This is a genomic window from Pseudomonas sp. GM24, assembly GCF_000282235.1.
GTDB lineage: Bacteria > Pseudomonadota > Gammaproteobacteria > Pseudomonadales > Pseudomonadaceae > Aquipseudomonas.
On the sequence record NZ_AKJR01000097.1, the window covers coordinates 1 to 20783 of the forward strand.

Below are 20783 nucleotides of genomic sequence, written 5' to 3' on the forward strand. Positions count from 1 at the left end.
TTGTATCTGTTGAAAAAGTCCTTTCGCAACAATGATCTGTCACTGTGCAGTGAACCGCTTGGGATCTTCAGAAGTGCTGAGTTGCGACTATGCTTGAGTCGCAGGCCAGGCCTCTGCAATCCAGGAACTGCCCTCGCCGATACCCGGTGAGAGGCGTAGTATTTTGTGATTATTTTTTTCTACAGGGATTGGTAACTTGGCTGGATACCTCCATCCTGTCGCGCACAATCCAAGAGGTGATTGATGCGCGCCAACTCGTCTGATCCACAAGACACCGTCACAGCGGAACACCCGATCAAACCCGAGCGTCTGCGCTTGCTGGATCGGTTGAGCAAATACCGACAACCGATTGGTCTGGCGGTGACTTTGCTGCTGTTTGCCATTGCGCTGATTGCCTGTCGTCATCTGCTCGCCGAACTCGATCTCGATGCGCTGCACGACTCGATTCTCGACGTACCGAAACCCGCGCTGATCGGCGCCTTCGCTGCGACCGTGGTCGGTTTCATTATTCTGCTCGGCTACGAATGGTCGGCCAGTCGCTATGCCGGCGTGACCTTGCCACCGCGCACATTGGCGCTGGGCGGATTCACCGCGTTTGCGATTGGCAATGCAATCGGTCTGTCGCTGCTGTCCGGCGGCTCGGTTCGCTACCGTTTATATGCTCGACTGGGTCTGGGGGCGTCGGAAGTCGCGCACATGACCTTGTTCGCCAGTCTGTCGCTGGGTTGCGCCTTGCCGCCGCTGGCTGCACTGGCAACGCTGAGTGACCTGCCTGCTGCCTCTCAGGCACTGGGGTTGTCCGAAGGCCTGCTCGGCACAGTGGCCGCTGTCGTGCTGTTGCTTGGCGCAGTACTGGCTATCGGCATCTACCGTCGGCGCCTGCCGGAACAACCGTTGCGCGACAACCTGCTGGTCAGGGTTGGCCGCCGCACGCTGCGCTTGCCGGGTCGGCGCCTGACGTTCCTGCAACTGATCATTACCGCCCTCGACGTTGCCGCTGCCGCCACTGTCCTTTATCTGTTGCTGCCGGAAGCGCCACCGTTTGGTGCGTTCCTGCTGGTGTACCTGCTGGCATTGGCTGCCGGCGTACTCAGCCACGTCCCCGGCGGCGTCGGTGTGTTCGAAGCGATCCTGCTGGCCGCTTTCGCCGATACTCTCGGTGCCGCACCACTGGCCGCGGCGTTGCTGCTGTATCGCTTGATCTATGTGGTGCTGCCGCTGCTGGTCGCCTGTGTATTCCTGCTGATCAACGAAGGTCAGCGCCTGTTTCAGACTCAGACCATGCGCGCGGCGTCTGGTCTGGCGGCACCGATTCTGGCGGTGCTGGTGTTCTTGTCCGGTGTGGTGCTGCTGTTTTCCGGCGCCACGCCCGAGATCGACACACGTCTGGAACACATCGGTTTTCTGATCCCGCACAGGCTGGTCGACGCGTCGCACTTCGGCGCCAGCCTGATCGGCGTGCTCTGCCTGATGCTCGCTCAGGGCCTGCGTCGTCGCCTGTCGGCGGCGTGGATGCTCACCACCATTCTGTTGCTGGTTGGCGCGCTGCTCTCGCTGCTTAAAGGCTTCGACTGGGAAGAAGCAACGCTGATGACCCTGACGGCTGCGCTGCTCGGTGTGTTCCGTCGCTCGTTCTATCGCCCGAGCCGCCTGACCGAACTGCCCTTCTCGCCGCTGTATCTGGTGGCCAGCCTGTGCGTCCTTGGCGCATCGACGTGGTTGCTGCTGTTCGCCTATCAAGACGTACCGTACAGCCATCAACTGTGGTGGCAGTTCACCCTCGACGCTGACGCGCCACGCGGCCTGCGTTCGCTGCTCGGCGCTGCGGTGCTGTTGCTGGTAATCGCGCTGACCTGGCTGCTGCGCACCGCACGTCCGGTCATTCACCTGCCGACGCCTGACGAACTTGATCGTGCGGCGAAAATCCTGATGGCCTCGTCGCAACCCGACGGTGGCCTGGCGCTAACCGGTGACAAGGCACTGCTGTTTCACCAGAACGACGAAGCGTTCCTGATGTACGCGCGGCGTGGCCGCAGTCTGGTGGCGCTGTACGACCCGATCGGCCCTGGCCAGCAACGCGCCGAGATGATCTGGCAGTTCCGCGACCTCTGCGACATTCACCACGCCCGCCCGGTGTTCTACCAGGTGCGCGCGGAGAACCTGCCGTACTACATGGACATCGGCCTGACCGCGATCAAACTGGGCGAAGAAGCCCGGGTCGACCTGCTGCGCTTTGACCTGGAAGCCAAGGGCAAAGAGATGAAGGACCTGCGTTACACCTGGAACCGTGGCACCCGCGATGGTCTGTCGCTGGAAATCCATGAGCCGGGTCAGGCGCCGATGGATGAGCTGAAAGTGATTTCCGATGCGTGGCTTACCGGCAAGAACGTGCGCGAGAAAGGTTTCTCCCTCGGCCGTTTCAGCGACGATTACCTGAAGCATTTCCGCATCGCGGTGATTCGCTTCGAAGGCCGCCCGGTGGCGTTCGCCAACCTGCTCGAGACTTACAGCCATGACCTGGCCAGTCTCGACCTGATGCGCGCACACCCGGATGCGCCGAAGCTGACCATGGAATTCATGATGGTCGGCCTGATTCAACACTATAAGAGTCACGGATACGCGCGCTTCAGCCTGGGCATGGTGCCGTTGTCGGGGTTGCAACCCCGGCGTGGTGCACCGCTGACCCAGCGTCTGGGCTCGATGGTTTTCCGCCGTGGTGAGCAGCTGTACAACTTCCAAGGCTTGCGCCGCTTCAAAGACAAGTTCCAGCCTGACTGGGAACCCCGTTATATGGCCGTGCCCGCCGGACTCGATCCGCTGGTGGCGCTGGCCGATACTGCTGCCCTGATCGCGGGCGGCTTGACTGGATTGGTGAAACGCTGATGATTCAACGCTCCCTGAAGTACATCCTGGCCGCACTGATCGTGCTGGCCGTGATTGCCGGCGGCGGTTTCTGGTACCTCAAACGTCCGGCACCAGAACCGACGCTCGAACCTGTTACGGCGGCAGACGGCACCGTTTTGACCCGCGTCATCCCCGGCACCAAACCCAAGGCGCAGGTGCTGGTCGCGGTCAACGACGACCAGAAACTCTCTGAAAAACAACTGACCACCCTGAGCCGCAGCGCCTCGGCGCAAATCGTTCAGGTGATTCTGCCCAAGGACTGCCTGCTGCAAAGCCGCGCCCTGCAAACCGGTCTGCGCGAACTGAACGGCCCGGCTACGCTGGTCAGCGGTATCGGCCCCGGCGCGGTACTGGCCTGGCGTTGGTTGTCCGAGCAAAAGGACGACAAGGCCCAAGCGATTTCCGTGGACCTGGCGCTGGAAAAACCCGGCTGCACTCACCTGTTGCCGAAATCCGCCGCCCACGGCCACTGGCTGGTGGCGTGGAACGATAACCCGGACGACGCCAGCGCAGGTTTCGTACGCGATCAGCCGAACGCCGAAACCAGCATCAGCGACTACGACATCAACCTGCCGCAAGTGCTGAACAACGAACTGCGCAAGATCCTCGTCGGCGGCGACAAGGCCAACGGCGGTCTGGCGATCCCGGTGGTTGAAGTGCCGGCCGGTCAAGCCAAGGACACCGTGACCCTGTTCCTCTCCGGTGACGGCGGCTGGCGCGACCTCGACCGCGACGTGGCCGGTGAAATGGCCAAGATCGGCTACCCGGTCGTCGGCATCGACACCCTGCGCTACTACTGGCAGCACAAGAGCCCGGAGCAAAGCGCGCTCGACCTGACCGAACTGATGCAGCACTACCGGCAGAAATGGGGCACCAAACGCTTCATCCTCACCGGTTACTCGTTTGGTGCGGACGTGTTGCCAGCGATCTACAACCGCTTGCCAGAAACCGAGCAGCAACGCGTCGACGCAATCATCCTGCTGGCCTTCGCCCGTACCGGCAGCTTCGAAATCGAAGTCGAAGGCTGGTTGGGTAACGCCGGTAAAGAAGCCGCCACCGGCCCGGAAATGGCCAAACTGCCACCGGCCAAGGTCGTGTGCATCTATGGTGAAGAAGAGACGGATGAAAGCGGTTGCACGGACAAGACTGCAGTGGGTGAAGCGGTGAAACTGCCAGGCGGCCACCACTTCGACGAGAACTATCCGGCGCTGGCCAAGCGTTTGGTGGATTTGATCGAGAAGCGTCAGAGCAAGGACTCGGTCGCCGAAGAGTGATCTGAGCCACGCCCACAAAAAGCCCCCGCAACTTCGCAGTTGCGGGGGCTTTTTACATTCAGCAGCCACGAAAATCCCCTGTGGGAGCGAGCCTGCTCGCGAAAGCGGTGGGTCAGTTTACAGATTCGTCGACTGACACTACGTCTTCGCGAGCAGGCTCGCTCCCACAGGGGTATTGGGCTGGATTCAGACAACCCGTCAGTCTCGCTGGCCAAGCTGGACATCTATCCACGTGACATCATCGTCGCCAACGCTAAAGTCGCTATCCCGCGCCGCCAACAAACTGCTTTGCTGCACTTGCGTCAAGTCCGCCCAAAAGCCATCAGTGACAAACACCAAGCGCTCAACAGCGTCCAGTGCACAACAAACAAAGTCAGGGTTCGGGACCCGATTGATCTTCAAGCATCGTGTTACCGAATTTCGCGCCGGGTCTTGTGCCAATTCACAGTGCGAACGGTCGCGCCGCCAATTGGCCTTGCAGTGAGGTGGCGTAATCCACTCGATGGCTCCCGCCAGCGGCACGATCCCGCATGAACAGTCACCTTCGTACGCAACGGCGAGTCGGCCATGAGCTACCAAGCCAATCAGGTAACAGATGGCTCCCGCCTGATCAGCAGGCAACGACGCATGAAAATCCGACAGTATTGAACCCAATAGACGCTCAACAGCTGCGGGGTCTGCAGGATAGCCCCCCTGCTCCATCTGTGTGGAATGAGCCGCCAACATGCCGCTTACGAAGCTTTCAGCCAGCTGTCCACTGCCGCGCCTGGAAGTGCCATCCGCGACAACAAAAAACCCACTGTCACCTTCACAGGTAGCTCCGGCATAGTCATTATTTGCCCTGCTGGCTTGCCCAGTGATTGATCGGGAGTGGTATCTCATGCGCTGGCCAGCGCTTTCAAACGCCGGTGAATAATCTGCCCTCTGCCTGGATTCGCCTGCACCGAGCCTGAACTTTCGATCACATAGCCAACCCCGTCGAGCGCCATCAGTTTGTGGATTCCATCTGTGACGAACGCCTTAAGGTCGCTGTCAGCCTGGCCCACCTCCTCCAACAGCTCAGGCCGACCATCGATCAAGATGATCATGTCCTCGACATCCTTGTGATAAGGATCACCATTTCCCCGACCGGCGAAAGCTTCCAGTTTCGTCGCGAGAAAATATGTGGGCTGGAATATCTGGATGACAGTGCCGCTGGGTAGGGTGAATTTATCCGCCCTCGCCAGCCCCTCGACGAACCAGCGGTTGGCATAGCCGAGCACTGCAGGGTCGGAAGGCATGACATCCACAACAACGTCATTGAAGCGAAAACGACAATTGACCTCGTCCTCACCGGTGATCTTGAATCCCTTGGCAGCCAGCCGTTCAGTGAGTTGGTTCCAGGCGCTGATACCGGCCAACTCGATCACTAGATCAACGTCATCAGTGAAACGAATGTCGTCCAGCACTGCTGTATCTGTAACCAGCATGGCGGTTGTGCAACCGCCAACAAAAGCAACTTCGGCGAGAAACGCCTCGCCCAAGCCTTCAGCCACGAACTCAATAAGTTCGTAGTTGTGATCCGCGTTTGACGACATGTTATTTAAGCCCCATCCCTGCCTTCAGAATACTGATTGCCACACCACACTCACGCGGACCACCCAGACGGATTGCATCAGCGAGCGCCAGATAGTGGTAAAGGATCCGGTCTTTTTTCACCGCTTCCGGCACTGTTTTGTAAAGCGGCTCTATCGCTTGGCCTCGCTCGGTTCCATGCGCATCCGGCCAGACCGGAATCAAACCACCCGCACTCTTGATGCTTTTGGACAGCGCGGGTGCCGCAAAGCCTGTGGGTATGCCACGAACCATCGCGCCAGGCTTGACCGGGAAGAAGTACTTCAGCGCGTGCTCGGTAATTTTCAGCAGTTCCCGGCGGTGCACTTTGGCAAGCCCGGTATCGTAGTCATGAATGAGCAATCCAGATTCCCGGCACCGGGCGAGAGCATTTGAGACTTCGCTTTTGCTCAGCCCGAGAGAGGCGGACAGCGCACGCAGAGAGTAGCGGTCGCTCCAACTTGTCAGCGGTGGATCAGATGCTGGTTCCGCCCATCCCTCCCAGCCTGGCCCATCAGCGAAAGGCGAATCGAATTCGCGGCGCTGGAAGAGTGTGTCTTCCCCATCAGTGGAATAGGTGACCAATGGCTTCCCCACACTCGCCCCAGCGGTCATTCGGCTGACGACATAAGGCCTGAGCAGCTCTTCGACCCTGTCCGAATTCGACTCGGCCTCCATCTCCCCCAAGAGATTCTCTTCCTGAGCATGGAGACTGGCCATTTTGAACAAAAGCAAAATATCTTGACTCTTCATTTAGTTCAAAACCTCAAGTGTCCACATTCCATAAAACGTGGACACTTGTCTCACTGCCGAGGCCGGGTCGTCAAGCCCTTGGGTCGATCACTAATCGCTGCATACCTTGCCCGCATATCGTCATGGCTGATTGCGTGGGCCAAATCAAAGATGAGCAGTCGTTCACTGGCCTTCTTTTCGATCCGAAGGTCCTTTGGTTCATCCTGTAATTCTTGTTCCGCTGATGCCGTCATACGTACCTGAATGCTTTGCACACGTCGGTTCGTGCGTGACGTTTAGTATCGTTTACTTCCAGTCTCGCAATATCGGATGACGCCCACAGACCTTGTAGGCAAACTCCGAAACTCGTGTTGGGGCGCTTTGCCGCTCTATTGCGCTGTTTTTCGACGGGATACTCTCCGGATGTCGCTGACCCATTCAGCGATCGGGTGTGGTAACCCGGTTAGGCAAAGTGCAACAGTGCCTCCATCACGACATCAGGCGTTCTTTTACGCCTGTAATTTACTGTCATGGCAGCTGTACGTGGGAGACCTTCGGGTCTGCCGGTTTCTTTGCTCTCCCGGTTTACCACCCTGCGTACAGCTGCCACCCATTCGTGTGGTAACGAATGCGGCAGCTCCTCGTTTTAGGGAGCAAAACAATGAGCAAAGAAATTCCGTCAACGCCTTCAGACCTTACAACCATCGGCTTCACCCCTTTCCTCTACCACTCGGATCAAGCGTTCTTCAACGTCCGCGCCGGCATCCCGATCATCGATGCCTTGTCCCAATCCTCCGACCTGCTATCCCTCGCAAAATCCTTCGCCGAGGACGCTGCCTTCATCAAAGACACCGACCGCCATGCCTGGGCCGCGCATTACCTGACGGTGATGGGCAAAGCCTTGATTGATGATGTGATTCAGGCGTTGATGCCACGACCTGCGCGGACGAAGACCGAGTCTGAAGCAGAGATACCTGAAGGCTGCGATCTTTTGATCTGAAGTTGCCGCCCACAAAAAAGCCCCCGCCAGCCACAAGGCTGACGGGGGCTTTTCAGTTGAAGCGAGGCTTACATTTCTACCTGCGTGCCGAGTTCAATCACCCGGTTCAGCGGCAGATTGAAGAAGCGCAAGTTGCCGTTGGCATTCTTCAACATGAACGCAAACAGCGCCTCACGCCAACGCGCCATGCCCTCAAGTTTCGAGGCAATCACCGTTTCGCGGCTGAGGAAGTAGGTCGTGCGCATCGGGCTGAAATCCAGATCATCGAGATGACACAGCTTCAGCGCCTGCGGCACGTCCGGCTCGTCGGTGAAGCCGAAGTGCAGGATCACCCGGAAGAAGCCTTCGCCGTGGGCCTCGACTTCGAAGCGTCGCGATGGCGGTACACGCGGGATGTCTTCGTAGACCACCGTCAGCAATACCACTTGCTCGTGAAGCACCTGGTTGTGCAGCAGATTGTGCAACAACGCATGCGGTACGGCGTCGGAGCGCGCAGTGAGGAACACAGCAGTGCCCTGCACCCGATGCGGCGGTTGCACGCGGATGCTGCTGATGAAGATCGGCAGCGGCAGTGCGCCTTCGTCGAGGCGATCGACCAGCAGCTCCTTGCCGCGCTTCCAAGTGGTCATCAGGATGAACAGCACGATCCCCGCCAGTACCGGGAACGCACCGCCCTGAATGATCTTCGGCACGTTGGCCGCGAAGAACAGGCCATCGACCAGCAGGAAGCCAATCAGAATAGGCACCGCCAGCAGCGGCGGCCATTTCCACAACAGCAGAATCACTGCCGACACCAATATGCTGGTGATCAGCATCGTGCCGGTCACCGCCACACCGTAAGCCGACGCCAGCGCGCCCGAGGATTCGAAGCCAATGACCAACAGGATCACGCCGACCATTAGCGCCCAGTTCACCGCGCCGATGTAAATCTGGCCCTGTTCGGCACTGGACGTGTGCTGAATGTGCATGCGCGGAATGTAGCCGAGCTGGATGGCCTGACGGGTCAGCGAGAACGCGCCGGAAATCACCGCCTGCGAAGCAATGACCGTGGCCAGGGTCGACAACACCACCAACGGCACCAGTGCCCAGTTCGGTGCCAGCAGGTAGAACGGGTTACGCGCCGCTTCCGGGTTTTCCAGCAGCAACGCGCCCTGACCGAAGTAGTTCAGCACCAGGGCCGGAAGCACCAGAACCAACCAGGCGCGGGCAATAGGCTTGCGGCCGAAGTGGCCCATATCGGCATACAGCGCTTCGGCACCGGTCAGCGCCAGCACAACCGCACCGAGGATCGCTACGCCCATGCCAGGATGTACGATGAAGAAACGCACGCCCCATATCGGATTCAACGCGCTCAGCACTTCAGGGTGTTTAACGATACCGTTGACACCCAGAGTGCCCAGCACCAGAAACCACGCCACCATTACCGGGCCAAACATCTTGCCGATGCGATCGGTGCCGTGCTTCTGAATCAGGAACAAGGCAACCAGAACTATCAACGACAGTGGCACCACCCAACGTTCAAGCCCATCGAAAGCCAGCTCCAGACCTTCAACCGCCGATAATACGGAGATGGCCGGCGTGATCATGCTGTCGCCGTAAAACAGCGCTGCACCGATCAGCCCCAGAATCACCAGCACCGCCTGCAGTTTCGGGTAGCGGCCGGATGCACGTCGCGCCAGAGCGGTCAGCGCCATGATCCCTCCTTCCCCCTGGTTGTCAGCGCGCAGTACGAACAACACGTACTTGATCGTGACCACCCAAATCAGCGACCAGAAAATCAACGACAGAATCCCGAAAACTCCGTCGTGGTTGACCGGCACCCCATAGTGACCGGCGAACACTTCTTTGAGGGTGTACAGCGGGCTCGTGCCGATGTCGCCGTAAACCACCCCGACCGCCGCGACCAGCATGCTCAGCGGCTTGGAGGCCGAACCCTCGGCGCCTGCCGCATGACTACTTGCCTGACCCATCCAACACTCCTACTTCTCAGAACCGGCTTCTTGAATGAAGCACTATGCTTTGTGGTGCAGCATGCGCTGTTTTACCTGTTGTTACAGACGTTTTGTTGACTGTAAAAAATTGGTAAAGCTCAACGGCGCGAAGCATAGCGCAGCACTCGTCGTATTTCCCTGCATAAAGCTGGTCAAGTGCGTTGCTCGCCGCTAGAATTGCGCACTTTTTGATCAGAGGCGCGCCCTAAGCGCCCGTCCGTCGGCTTTCGCACCAAGAAAGCGATGTCACAAAATACCGAGGTTAGACATGTCCACCACTCCTGCGCCGGCCAATCCAAAGGTTGGCTTTGTATCTCTGGGTTGCCCGAAAGCACTGGTCGACTCCGAGCGCATCCTGACCCAGCTGCGCATGGAAGGCTATGACGTGGTGTCCACCTATCAGGACGCCGACGTTGTAGTCGTCAACACCTGCGGTTTCATCGATTCGGCCAAGGCTGAGTCGCTGGAAGTGATCGGCGAAGCGATCAAGGAAAACGGCAAGGTGATCGTCACCGGTTGCATGGGCGTGGAAGAAGGCAACATCCGCAACGTGCACCCGAGCGTGCTGGCCGTGACCGGTCCGCAGCAATACGAGCAAGTGGTCAACGCTGTGCACGAAGTGGTGCCGCCGCGTCAGGATCACAACCCGCTGATCGACCTGGTTCCGCCGCAAGGCATCAAGCTGACCCCGCGCCACTACGCCTACCTGAAGATTTCCGAAGGCTGCAACCACAGCTGCTCGTTCTGCATCATCCCGTCGATGCGCGGCAAACTGGTCAGCCGTCCGGTCGGTGATGTGTTGGACGAAGCTCAGCGCCTGGTCAAATCCGGCGTTAAAGAGTTGCTGGTCATTTCGCAAGACACCAGCGCTTACGGCGTAGATGTGAAATACCGCACCGGTTTCTGGAACGGCGCGCCGGTGAAAACCCGCATGACCGAACTCTGCGAAGCGCTGAGCACCCTCGGCGTCTGGGTCCGTCTGCACTACGTTTACCCGTACCCGCACGTCGACGAGCTGATCCCGCTGATGGCCGCCGGCAAGATCCTGCCGTACCTGGACATCCCGTTCCAGCACGCCAGCCCGAAAGTGTTGAAGTCGATGAAACGCCCGGCCTTCGAAGACAAGACACTGGCGCGGATCAAGAACTGGCGCGAAATCTGCCCGGACCTGATCATCCGTTCGACTTTCATCGTCGGCTTCCCGGGCGAAACCGAAGAAGACTTCCAGTACCTGCTGAACTGGCTGACTGAAGCCCAACTCGACCGCGTCGGCTGCTTCCAGTACTCGCCGGTGGATGGCGCTCCGGCGAATGATCTGGATCTGGAGATCGTACCGGACGAGGTCAAGCAGGATCGTTGGGATCGCTTCATGACGCACCAGCAAGCGATCAGCTCGGCACGCCTGCAAATGCGCATCGGCCGTGAAATCGAAGTGCTGGTCGACGAAGTTGATGAGCAAGGCGCTGTTGGCCGCTGCTTCTTCGATGCCCCGGAAATCGACGGTAACGTGTTTATTGATAACGGCAGCAATTTGAAGCCGGGTGACAAGGTCTGGTGCAAGGTGACTGACGCTGACGAATATGACCTGTGGGCAGAGCAGATCTGATCTGAAGATCAAAAGCCCCTCATCGGAACGCCGCCCGCCCAGCCCTCTCCCAGAGGGAGAGGGAGCTGACCGTGTTGTTCTTTCGAGGTACATCGACCTGAGCTATCCGGTCGAACTCAGGTTTGAAAAGCACGAAGATCAGCTCCCTTCCCCCTCGCCCTCGCCCTCTCTGGGGGAGAGGGGACTGATCGAGGTGCTCTTCAGAATGACGGCGACTTGAAATATCGAGTCGAACTCAGGTTCTGAACAGTGCAGTGGTCAACTAATTCCGGACACCTCGATAGGTGGTTTTGACGCCATCGCTCGCTCATAAACGGTCGGTGGCAGATATCCCAGTTTCGAGTGCAGCCGTTCGTTGTTGTAAAACCCAACGATGTATTCGGTGATGTCGCGGATCGCTTCAGCGTGGTTCGCGTAGTCACGTCGCCATACCCGCTCCATTTTCAAACTCAAAAAGAAGCGCTCCATCACTGCGTTGTCCCAGCAATTACCTTTACGGCTCATGCTCTGCTGCATGTCGTTTCTTGCCAGTAATTCTCTGTAAGCTGCACTCGCATATTGGCTACCCCGATCTGAGTGGGCAATCAAGCCTGGTGGCGGTTGACGTTGCGCGATAGCCAGTTGCATCGCAGTGCACACCAGCTCTGCCGGCATGTTCGGAGCCATCGACCAGCCCACTATCTTGCGTGAAAACAAGTCCAATACCACGGCCAGATACAACCAGCCACTGCGGGTGCGGATATAGGTGATGTCGGCTACCCAAGCCTTGTTTGGCGCCACTTGGTCAAAATTTCTGCTCAGTACATTCTCTGCAATCGGCAGGTCATGATTACTATCGGTTGTGTGTACAAACTTGCGCTTCCAGGCTGAACGCAGTCCGTTAGCCCGCATCAATCGACGGATTTTATACAGCCCGACAAGCATGCCTTTACCGCGCAAAGCGTCGCGCAAAGGGCGGCTGCCGTAGCAGCCTCCACTCTCGGCGAAAGACGCCTTGAGTTGCACAAGAACAGGACAACTCTGCCGAACAGGCGCATCAGCACGCTTCTGAGACTCATAGAAGCCTGAACGACTGATGCTCAGCAACCGACAGACATGTGCCACTGAGTAAGCCTTCTGTTGCAGCTGCCGAACCAGTCGATACCTTACTTCAGCTCGCGGGCAAAGAAGGCGGTAGCCTTTTTTAAGATGTCGTTGTCCACCTTGAGCTGACGATTTTCCTGTTCCAATTGCCGGATGCGCTGTTGCTCTGCCGTCAACGGCTTGCCGATTCCGGCCTGCCCCAACTGCTCAGCCTCGTATTGTTGAACCCAGCGTCGAACGGCTGTCTCACCAATGTTCAGATCCTGGCAAACCTGCGTAACGGTCAGTCCTTGATCCTTGATCATCTTCACGACTTGCAGCTTGAAGCTGTCGTCGAATGCCCTGCGTTTTTTAGTCATGAATAACTCCTCGATAGATGTATTTTCCACCTATCGGGGATGTATTTTCCACCTATCGGGGTGTCCGGGGAAATTAGACCACTGCAACTCGATTACCACCTTCAACCCGCCCCACTCACTCTCGCCCAACACCAGCAACCCGCCCCAGGTCTCGACAATATCGCGGACAATCCCCAGCCCCAGGCCATGCCCGTGGGTCTGCTCATCCAGCCGCGTGCCCCGGCTGAATACCTCGGCGCGCTGTTCTTCGGGAATCCCCGGACCGTCATCTTCCACGCTCAGGGCAAAGCCATCCGTACGCTCGATCACGCTCAGGCGCACTTCGGCATCCGCCCATTTGCAGGCGTTGTCCAGCAAGTTGCCGAGCAGTTCCAGCAAATCCTCACGATCCCACGGCAGTTGCAATCCCGCCGGCGCGACATAACTCAAGGCCAGATGCTCGCCGTGAATCATGTTCAGGGTCGCCAGCAATCCCGGCAGTTCCGCATCGCAATCAAACAGCGCACCTGGCAACGCATCACCGGACAGCCGCGCACGGTTCAACTCGCGATTAAGCCGTTGCTGCACCTGCTCCAGTTGTTCCTTGAGAACCTTGCGCAACTCGGGATGCGCATCGAGTTTTTCGCTGGACGCCAGGCTCAACAGCACCGCCAACGGCGTTTTCAAGGCGTGCCCGAGATTGCCCAAGGCATTGCGCGAGCGCTTGAGGCTGTCTTCGGTGTGCGCCAACAAATGGTTGATCTGCGCCACCAGCGGTTCCAGTTCCACCGGCACCTGTTCATCGAGTTGTGAACGCTGGCCCTGCTGCAATTGCGCAATCTGCTCGCGGGCCTTTTCCAGTGGTTTCAAGGCGCGACGCACGGTCAGCCGTTGCAGCAGCAGAATCAACAGCAATGCCGCCAGACCCAGGCCCAGGCCGATCTGGCGCATGCGCTGAAAGCTCTCGCGCACCGGCGTGTAATCCTGGGCGACGCTGATCGAAATCGACTGGCCGAGACGTCGATAGTCCGAACGCAGCACCAGCAATTGCTGACCGTCCGGCCCCAGTTGCAGATTGCTGTGCAGCCCGGGATGGTCGAGCAGTGGCAGATCCTGATCCCACAACGAACGCGAACGCCAATGGCTGTCGGCAAAATCAATGCGGAAATAGTGCCCGGAAAACGGCCGCTGATAGGCTGGCGACAAATGCCGCTCATCCAGTTGCAGGCCTTGCGGCCCGCGCACCAATGCCACCAGCAGACTTTCGCTGTCGTTGCGCAGACCGGCTTCGAGATAGCGCTGCAAACCCACTTCGAACAACCACAGACTGGTTTGCGCCACCACCACACCGACGACCACCATCACGCTGATCAAACCCAGGCTCAAGCGGCGTTGGATCGACCTCACGAAGCTTGCCCGCCGAACAGGTAACCCTGACCTCGACGGGTTTCGATCACACTTTTGCCGAGCTTGCGCCGCAGGTGATTGACGTGCACTTCGAGGACGTTGGAATCGCGCTCGGTTTCACCGTCGTAGAGGTGTTCGGCGAGGTGGCTTTTGGAGAGGATCTGCTCCGGGTGCAGCATGAAATAGCGCAGCAGGCGGAATTCGGCGGCGGTCAATTGAATGTCGGCGCCGTCGCGCACCACGCATTGGCGACCTTCGTCCAGATGCAGACCGGCCGCCTGCAATGTGGGTTGATTGGCCTGGCCTTTGGAGCGACGCAGCAGCGATTGAATGCGCAACTGCAACTCTTCGGGGTGGAACGGTTTGGTCAGGTAATCGTCAGCGCCGGCCTTCAGGCCTTCGATGCGCTCGGCCCAGGAATCGCGCGCCGTGAGGATCAGCACTGGAATCGCCAGGCCGCCGGCGCGCCACTGCGCCAGCACTTCAAGCCCCGGTACACCGGGCAGGCCGAGGTCGAGAATGATCAGGTCATAGGGTTCGCTGCTGCCCTGATACAGCGCATCGCGGCCGTCCGCCAGCCAATCGACTGCATAGCCCTGGCGTTGCAGGCCGGCGAGCAATTCGTCGGCCAGCGGTACGTGGTCTTCCACCAATAGCAAACGCATCGATCAATCTTCCTTGTCTTTCACCAGTTCGCCGGTATCGGCCTTCAAGTGCAGCTCACGGGCGACACCTTCGACGGTCAGCAACTCGACTTCATAAATGTAGACGTCGTGTTTTTCTTCCAGCTCGACTTCCAGCAGTTTTGCGCCGGGATAACGATCCATCGCCTGCTGCAGCACTTGCTCCAGCGGCAGGATCACGCCCTGCTTGCGCAGATCAAGCGCCTCGTCCGGACCGAGGTCGCGGGCCATGGCCGTCGAGCAACACATCACCAGCGCCAACGCCGTACGGCGGGTGGCGCGAACATTAACCTTCATTACGTATCCTGATGATCCTTGAGAACCTGCCCAGTCACCGCGTCTAATTCCAGATCCCACTCCAGCCCCTGCGGATCACGCATTTCGATCTGGTAGATGTACTTGCCGTACTGCTCTTCCAGCTCGGTATCGGTGATCGTCGAACCCGGGTGTTTTTCCAGCGCCGTGGCGTTGAGCTTCTCGAAGGAGACGATAGTACCAGCGTCGCGCAGACGCAGGGCTTCGTCGGGGCCGAGATCGCGGGCGTGGGCGAGGTTGGCGGTGAAGCCGATGATCGCGGCAATGGACAGGGCAGTCAGGGTTTTCATGGGGTCTCCGTATTTTTATGTGTTGCTTACGGTGGGCACCTTAGCGAGATGAACTTAACTGAAACTGAATTGCCATCATTGCCCCAGCTCAACACATACCCCCGTGTAGGAGCTGCCGCAGGCTGCGGCAGCTCCTACAGGATTTTGTAACATGTGCTTATAATTGTTCGCTTGCTAACGATCGAGACCGGTATGACCGCCATCCACATCAAATTCCCCGCCCTCACCCTCAAGGCCGGCCCACGCGCCATGGCGCGCATTCGTGCCCAAGGCCTGAACGCCGCCGATGTCGGCACCCTGCCCGGCGCGGCCGGTGGACCGAAGGCGTTGGGCATTCAGGGACTGGATCTGGCGTTGTTCGGTGAATGGCTGCCGAGTGCACCGCGTGAGCGTTCGCTGATCGGCGCCTCGGTCGGTTCCTGGCGCTTCGCCAGCGCCTGCCTGCCGGACGCCGCCGAAGGCATTCGCCGCCTCGGTCATCTGTACGCCGAGCAGAATTTCAACAAAGGCGTGACCATGGCCGAGATCAGCCAGAGTTCGCAGCGCATGCTCAACGACCTGCTCGACGGCCGCGACGCGAGCATCCTCGACAACGCGCATTACCGGCTGAACATCATGGTGGTGAAAAGTCAGGGGCGTCTGGCCGATGACCATCGCGGCCGACTGGGTCTGGCACTGGGCTCGGTGATTGCCGACAACCTGCGCGGTCGCGCGCGGCTGTCGCGGCACTTCGAACGACTGATCATCCACGACCCACGCCTCGCCCCGCCGGTCAATGCGCTGAACGATTTCCCGTCGCGCTTTGTCGCCCTGAATGCCGGCAATCTGCGTCAGGCCTTGTTGGCGTCGGGATCGATCCCGATGGTCATGGAAGGCGTACGCGACCTGCCGGGCGCCGGTGCCGGGACGTTCCGCGACGGTGGCCTGCTCGACTATCACCTTGACCTGCCCTACAGCGGCGACGGCATCGTGCTTTATCCGCACTTCACTGATCGGGTGATTCCCGGCTGGTTCGACAAGACCCTGCCATGGCGCAAGGCCTCGGTGGAGCGCTTGCAGGACGTGCTGCTGCTCGCGCCTTCGAAGGAATATCTGGCGCGCCTGCCCTACGGCAAACTCCCCGATCGTAATGATTTCAAACGCTTCATGGGCGATGCGCCGAGCCGGCAGAAATACTGGCACGCAGCGATGGACGAGAGCCGTCGCCTCGGCGATGAGTTCCTTGAACTGACTGCCAATGGTCGCCTCGCCGAGCGCTTGCTGACCCTTTAGTCAGCACGGCCAAAGACAAGCTGGTAAACTCGCCGCCTGCCCGAATCGCTGCGGCGAACGCCATCTGAACAGAGCCGAAAATACCGTGGAAATCTTCAAAGAGTTTACTTTCGAATCCGCCCACCGCCTGCCGCACGTCCCGGACGGCCACAAGTGCGGGCGTCTGCACGGTCACTCGTTCAAAGTGGCGCTTCACCTCAGCGGAGACCTCGATCCGCACACCGGCTGGATCCGCGATTTCTCTGAAATCAAAGCGATCTTCAAGCCGCTGTACGAGCGTCTCGATCACAACTACCTGAACGACATTCCCGGTCTGGAAAACCCGACCAGCGAAGTACTGGCCAAATTCATCTGGAATGAAATGAAGCCGTTGCTGCCGGAACTGAGCGCGATCCGTATTCACGAGACGTGCACCAGCGGTTGCATCTATCGCGGTGAGTAACCTGACGTAGATCTCCCTCGTAGGAGCTGCCGAAGGCTCCTACAGGGGGATTGGTGTTTTGTCTGGGAAATAGAGAACAGCCCGCGAGGCTGTTTTTTTACGCCTATGCTTTTTGGCTCCCACCCGCCAAGAGGACAGGCCCATGACAGACTGGCTGCTGGATCAGGTCTTTGACTTCAACGGGCATCCCGTTCGTTACGCCATACGCGGCGACGGCCCGCCGCTGGTGTTCGTGCATGGCACGCCGTTTTCGTCATACGTGTGGCATCGGATCGCGCCGCACTTTTTCGCCACGCATCGCGTGCATTACTTCGACCTGCTGGGCTACGGGCGCTCCGAGCAACCTGACGCCGACGTCTCCCTCGGCGTGCAAAACCAACTGTTGGCGCAGTTGCTCGACCATTGGAATATTGCAAACCCCGACGTCGTCGCCCACGACTTCGGCGGCGCCACCGTGTTGCGTGCGCATCTGCTCAACGGCAAGGATTATCGCAGCCTGACACTCATCGACCCTGTGGCCCTGACGCCCTGGGGTTCGCCATTCGTGCAACATGTGCGCCTGCATGAAGCGGCGTTCAGTGGCCTGCCCGACTACATCCAGCGCGCCATCGTGCCGACCTATATTCGCGGGGCGATTCACCGCGATATCCCCGACGACGAACTCGCACCCTACGTGCAGCCGTGGCTCGGCGATCCCGGGCAAGCGGCGTTCTATCGGCAGATTGCGCAGATGGACGAGTGCTATACCCGTGAAGCAGAAAGCCTGTACCCGACGATCCGCTGTCCGGTGCAGATACTCTGGGGCAAGGAGGATCAGTGGATTCCCATCGAGCGTGGCCGAGCGTTACATCAAATGATCCCGGGATCACAATTCCACCCGATTGCCAACGCCGGCCACCTCGTCCAGGAAGACGCCCCCGAAGCCATCGTCGCCGCCCTGCTGCGCTTCCTCTGACCTTGATCGTTCCCACGCTCTGCGTGGGAACGATCAAAAACAAGATCAAAAGATCGCAGCCTTCGGCAGCTCCTACATTGGGGCTCCGGTGTATTCAGGTGCACTGTTTTCGCGCTTGCCGACGCGACTCGTCTATACATAACCCGCGCCATCCGGCATTTGGCACGACCACTGCAACCCTCCTCCGCGTCTTCCCTACTCCAGCAAGGACCGCCCCATGACGCAGAACGATCCCGGCAACGATTACCCCCTCAGCGAAGTCCCCATGCATGCGCGCAAAGGCCTGGCCTCCACGGCGATGGTGTTACTGGGCTTCACGTTTTTCACCGCAACCATGTTTGCCGGCGGCAAGCTCGGCGTGGCGTTCAGTTTCGGCGAGATGATGGCGGTGATCATCGTCGGTAATCTGCTGCTGGGTTTGTACGCGGCAGGCCTGGGTTACATCGCTTTCAAGAGCGGCCTCAATTCGGTGTTGATGGGCCGTTTCTGCTTCGGCGAAGTCGGCAGCAAGCTCAGCGACCTGATCCTCGGTTTCACCCAGATCGGCTGGTACGCCTGGGGCACGGCGACGGCTGCCGTCGTGATCGGTAAATATTTCAATCTCGACGAAAGTACGGTGCTCGGCCTGATGGTGCTGTTCGGTCTGCTGTTCTGCGCCACAGCCTACGTCGGTTATCGCGGACTGGAGATCCTCTCGTACATCGCGGTGCCGGCAATGATGTTGCTGCTGATGCTGTCGATGTGGGTGGCGACGGTGAAAGTCGGAGGATTCGAGGGTTTGCTCAGCGTTGTGCCAAGCGGTTCGCTGGACTGGTCGACGGCCATTACGCTGGTATTCGGCACCTTCGTCAGCGGCGCAACGCAGGCGACCAACTGGACACGCTTCTCGCGTTCGGCCCGGGTGGCGGTGCTGGCCAGCCTGATCGGTTTCTTCATCGGCAACGGCCTGATGGTATTGATCGGCGCTTACGGCGCCATCGTTTACCAACAACCCGACGTGGTTGAAGTGCTGCTGTTGCAAGGTTTCGCCATGGCGGCGATGGCCATGCTGTTGCTGAACATCTGGAGCACCCAGGACAACACCATCTACAACTTCGCCGTCGCCGGTTGCAACCTGCTGCGCACCGGCCGGCGCAAAACCGTGACCCTCGCCGGCGCAGTGATTGGCACCCTCCTCGCGCTGCTGGGCATGTACGACATGCTGGTGCCGTATCTGATTCTGCTCGGCACGGTGATTCCACCGATTGGCGGGGTGATCATGGCGGACTTTTTCTTCCGTTGGCGCGGGCACTATCCGCGTCTGGCCGACGCACGGTTGCCGGCGTTCAACTGGCCGGGCCTCGGGGCCTATGCGGTCGGCACTGTCGCCGCGTTCAGCTCGCCTTGGGTCGCGCCACTGGTAGGGATCGCCGCTGCCGCGCTAACGTATGTCATCGTCACCGGCGTGCTCGGCGCTCGCAGCGCGAGCGCGCCACTACAAGACCTATAAAAAGGATTCGCCTGATGCACATCATCAACGCCCGTTTGCGCAACCAGGAAGGTTTGCACGAATTACACCTCGAAGACGGCCTGATCCGCAGCATCGCCCGGCAGACCGAAGCGCCCACTCTCGGCCCGGATGACCTCGACGCCGGCGGCAATCTGGTGGTGCCGCCCTTTGTCGAACCGCACATTCACCTCGACGCCACGCTGACCGCTGGTGAGCCACGCTGGAACATGAGTGGCACGCTGTTCGAAGGCATCGAGTGCTGGGGCGAGCGCAAAGTCACCATCACCGAAGAAGACACCAAGACCCGCGCCAAGAAAACCATTCAAGCCCTGGCCGCGCACGGCATCCAGCACGTGCGCACCCACGTCGACGTCACCGACCCGCAACTTACCGCGCTCAAAGCCATGCTCGAAGTGCGCGAGGAGAGCCATCACCTCATCGACCTGCAAATCGTCGCGTTTCCGCAGGAAGGCATCGAGTCGTTCCGCAACGGTCGCGAGTTGATGGAAGAGTCGATTCGCATGGGCGCGGACGTGGTTGGCGGCATTCCGCATTTCGAGTACACCCGCGATCAAGGTGTGAGTTCGGTGAAGTTCCTGATGGACCTGGCCGAGCGCACCGGTTGCCTGGTCGACGTGCATTGCGACGAAACCGACGACCCGCATTCACGCTTTCTTGAAGTCCTCGCCGAAGAAGCACGCAGCCGCGACATGGGCGCCCTCGTCACCGCCAGCCACACCACGGCGATGGGTTCTTACGACAACGCTTATTGCGCCAAACTGTTCCGTCTGCTCGGCCACTCCGGGATCAGTTTTGTCTCCTGCCCCACCGAGAGCATTCACCTGCAAGGGCGTTTCGACAACTTCCCGAAACGCCGGGGCGTGACCCGTGTGAATGAATTGCTCGAAGCCGGCATGAACGTCTGTTTCGGCCAGGATTCCATCGTCGACCCGTGGTATCCGCTGGGCAACGGCAACATCCTGCGCGTGCTTGAGGCCGGGCTGCACATCTGCCACATGCTCGGTTACCGCAACCTGCAAAGTGCGCTGGACCTGGTCACGGATAACAGCGCCAAAGCCATGCACCTGGGTGAGCGTTATGGCCTGGAACAGGGGCGTCCGGCGAATCTGCTGATTCTCTCGGCGGACAGTGATTACGAGGTGATCCGCAGTCAGGGCTTGCCGTTGTACTCGATTCGCGGCGGCAAGGTGTTGATGAAGCGGCAGATGCCGGTGGTGGAGTTCAGTGGTGAACTGAGCTGAGCTGAGATCTGCGGCGGGGCTGATGGCCCCATCGCTGGCAAGCCAGCTCCCACAAGGATCTGTGGCGCACCGTAGATCCAATGTAGGAGTGAGCCAGCTCGCGATAGCGCACTGGCATTCAATAAAGATGTTGTCTGATCTACCGCT

Annotated in this window: 17 protein-coding genes; 9 read left to right on the forward strand and 8 right to left on the reverse strand. The window is 59.3% G+C overall.

The window, feature by feature from the left end:
* Positions 1-243: 243 nt before the first annotated feature.
* Positions 244-2883 (forward strand): bifunctional lysylphosphatidylglycerol flippase/synthetase MprF, encoded by a 2640-nt coding sequence (gene mprF, locus PMI23_RS13300; RefSeq protein ID WP_007918637.1) that lies wholly within the window; start codon positions 244-246, stop codon positions 2881-2883.
* Complete coding sequence (locus tag PMI23_RS13305; RefSeq protein ID WP_007918639.1) at positions 2883-4178, forward strand: virulence factor family protein; 1296 nt, start codon at positions 2883-2885, stop codon at positions 4176-4178. The genes mprF and PMI23_RS13305 overlap by 1 nt, the downstream gene beginning before the upstream one ends.
* Before the next feature lie 878 nt (positions 4179-5056).
* Here the strand turns inward: PMI23_RS13305 and PMI23_RS13315 are convergent.
* Positions 5057-5755, reverse strand: a complete 699-nt coding sequence (locus tag PMI23_RS13315; protein ID WP_007918643.1) for a hypothetical protein — start codon at positions 5753-5755, stop codon at positions 5057-5059.
* A 1-nt stretch (position 5756) separates the two neighbouring features.
* Complete coding sequence (locus PMI23_RS13320) at positions 5757-6524, reverse strand: hypothetical protein (RefSeq protein ID WP_007918645.1); 768 nt, start codon at positions 6522-6524, stop codon at positions 5757-5759.
* Between the two features lie 640 nt (positions 6525-7164).
* On the opposite strand from PMI23_RS13320, the gene PMI23_RS13330 reads away from it, so the two are divergent.
* Positions 7165-7503, forward strand: coding sequence for a DUF3077 domain-containing protein (locus PMI23_RS13330; protein WP_007918647.1), 339 nt, complete (start codon positions 7165-7167; stop codon positions 7501-7503).
* Positions 7504-7571: 68 nt separating this feature from the next.
* Here PMI23_RS13330 and PMI23_RS13335 read toward each other — a convergent pair whose 3' ends face one another.
* A complete protein-coding gene (locus tag PMI23_RS13335) occupies positions 7572-9413 on the reverse strand; it encodes a potassium transporter Kup (RefSeq protein WP_443200710.1) in 1842 nt (613 codons plus the stop codon).
* A 349-nt stretch (positions 9414-9762) separates the two neighbouring features.
* On the opposite strand from PMI23_RS13335, the gene rimO reads away from it, so the two are divergent.
* Positions 9763-11100 carry a 30S ribosomal protein S12 methylthiotransferase RimO gene (gene rimO / locus PMI23_RS13340; protein ID WP_007918651.1) on the forward strand — a complete coding sequence of 446 codons (1338 nt, stop codon included), beginning with the start codon at positions 9763-9765 and terminating at the stop codon, positions 11098-11100.
* A gap of 258 nt (positions 11101-11358) precedes the next feature.
* Here rimO and PMI23_RS13345 read toward each other — a convergent pair.
* The 5 genes from PMI23_RS13345 to PMI23_RS13370 form a co-directional block, all read right to left on the reverse strand.
* Positions 11359-12542, reverse strand: a protein-coding gene (locus PMI23_RS13345; RefSeq protein WP_202949549.1) for an IS3 family transposase whose coding sequence is annotated in 2 segments (ribosomal slippage) — positions 11359-12278 and positions 12278-12542 — 1185 coding nt in all. Because the reading frame shifts where the segments join, the coding sequence is not laid out codon by codon here.
* 30 nt (positions 12543-12572) lie between these two features.
* Positions 12573-13928 carry a sensor histidine kinase gene (locus PMI23_RS13355; protein WP_007949871.1) on the reverse strand — a complete coding sequence of 452 codons (1356 nt, stop codon included), beginning with the start codon at positions 13926-13928 and terminating at the stop codon, positions 12573-12575.
* Complete coding sequence (locus PMI23_RS13360; protein ID WP_007915592.1) at positions 13925-14593, reverse strand: response regulator transcription factor; 669 nt, start codon at positions 14591-14593, stop codon at positions 13925-13927. The genes PMI23_RS13355 and PMI23_RS13360 overlap by 4 nt, the downstream gene beginning before the upstream one ends.
* 3 nt (positions 14594-14596) lie before the next feature.
* The gene (locus tag PMI23_RS13365; RefSeq protein WP_007915591.1) at positions 14597-14908 is read right to left on the reverse strand and encodes a PepSY domain-containing protein; all 312 of its coding nucleotides are present in this window, start codon (positions 14906-14908) and stop codon (positions 14597-14599) included.
* Entirely contained in the window at positions 14908-15216 is a 309-nt protein-coding gene (locus PMI23_RS13370) for a PepSY domain-containing protein (RefSeq protein ID WP_007915590.1), read from the reverse strand. The genes PMI23_RS13365 and PMI23_RS13370 overlap by 1 nt, the downstream gene beginning before the upstream one ends.
* Positions 15217-15408: 192 nt before the next feature.
* On the opposite strand from PMI23_RS13370, the gene PMI23_RS13375 reads away from it, so the two are divergent.
* The 5 genes from PMI23_RS13375 (at position 15409) to codA (ending at position 20636) form a co-directional block, all read left to right on the forward strand.
* Positions 15409-16488: a patatin-like phospholipase family protein gene (locus PMI23_RS13375; protein ID WP_007915589.1), complete on the forward strand. Its 1080-nt coding sequence runs from the start codon at positions 15409-15411 to the stop codon at positions 16486-16488.
* A gap of 85 nt (positions 16489-16573) precedes the next feature.
* Entirely contained in the window at positions 16574-16930 is a 357-nt protein-coding gene (gene queD / locus PMI23_RS13380; protein ID WP_007915588.1) for a 6-carboxytetrahydropterin synthase QueD, read from the forward strand.
* A 142-nt stretch (positions 16931-17072) separates the two neighbouring features.
* Complete coding sequence (locus PMI23_RS13385; RefSeq protein ID WP_007915587.1) at positions 17073-17885, forward strand: alpha/beta fold hydrolase; 813 nt, start codon at positions 17073-17075, stop codon at positions 17883-17885.
* Positions 17886-18102: 217 nt separating this feature from the next.
* Positions 18103-19374 carry a cytosine permease gene (gene codB / locus PMI23_RS13390; RefSeq protein WP_007915586.1) on the forward strand — a complete coding sequence of 424 codons (1272 nt, stop codon included), beginning with the start codon at positions 18103-18105 and terminating at the stop codon, positions 19372-19374.
* Positions 19375-19388: 14 nt separating this feature from the next.
* A complete protein-coding gene (gene codA / locus PMI23_RS13395) occupies positions 19389-20636 on the forward strand; it encodes a cytosine deaminase (RefSeq protein ID WP_007915583.1) in 1248 nt (415 codons plus the stop codon).
* The last annotated feature ends 147 nt before the right edge of the window (positions 20637-20783 follow it).

Coding starts and splice junctions, on each gene's coding strand:
- mprF (WP_007918637.1), top strand. CDS start 244: ATGCGCGCCAACTCGTCTGATCCACAAGACACCGTCACAGCGGAACAC.
- PMI23_RS13305 (WP_007918639.1), top strand. CDS start 2,883: ATGATTCAACGCTCCCTGAAGTACATCCTGGCCGCACTGATCGTGCTG.
- PMI23_RS13315 (WP_007918643.1), bottom strand. CDS start 5,755: ATGTCGTCAAACGCGGATCACAACTACGAACTTATTGAGTTCGTGGCT.
- PMI23_RS13320 (WP_007918645.1), bottom strand. CDS start 6,524: ATGAAGAGTCAAGATATTTTGCTTTTGTTCAAAATGGCCAGTCTCCAT.
- PMI23_RS13330 (WP_007918647.1), top strand. CDS start 7,165: ATGAGCAAAGAAATTCCGTCAACGCCTTCAGACCTTACAACCATCGGC.
- PMI23_RS13335 (WP_443200710.1), bottom strand. CDS start 9,413: ATGCTGGTCGCGGCGGTCGGGGTGGTTTACGGCGACATCGGCACGAGC.
- rimO (WP_007918651.1), top strand. CDS start 9,763: ATGTCCACCACTCCTGCGCCGGCCAATCCAAAGGTTGGCTTTGTATCT.
- PMI23_RS13360 (WP_007915592.1), bottom strand. CDS start 14,593: ATGCGTTTGCTATTGGTGGAAGACCACGTACCGCTGGCCGACGAATTG.
- PMI23_RS13365 (WP_007915591.1), bottom strand. CDS start 14,908: ATGAAGGTTAATGTTCGCGCCACCCGCCGTACGGCGTTGGCGCTGGTG.
- PMI23_RS13370 (WP_007915590.1), bottom strand. CDS start 15,216: ATGAAAACCCTGACTGCCCTGTCCATTGCCGCGATCATCGGCTTCACC.
- PMI23_RS13375 (WP_007915589.1), top strand. CDS start 15,409: ATGACCGCCATCCACATCAAATTCCCCGCCCTCACCCTCAAGGCCGGC.
- PMI23_RS13385 (WP_007915587.1), top strand. CDS start 17,073: ATGACAGACTGGCTGCTGGATCAGGTCTTTGACTTCAACGGGCATCCC.
- codB (WP_007915586.1), top strand. CDS start 18,103: ATGACGCAGAACGATCCCGGCAACGATTACCCCCTCAGCGAAGTCCCC.
- codA (WP_007915583.1), top strand. CDS start 19,389: ATGCACATCATCAACGCCCGTTTGCGCAACCAGGAAGGTTTGCACGAA.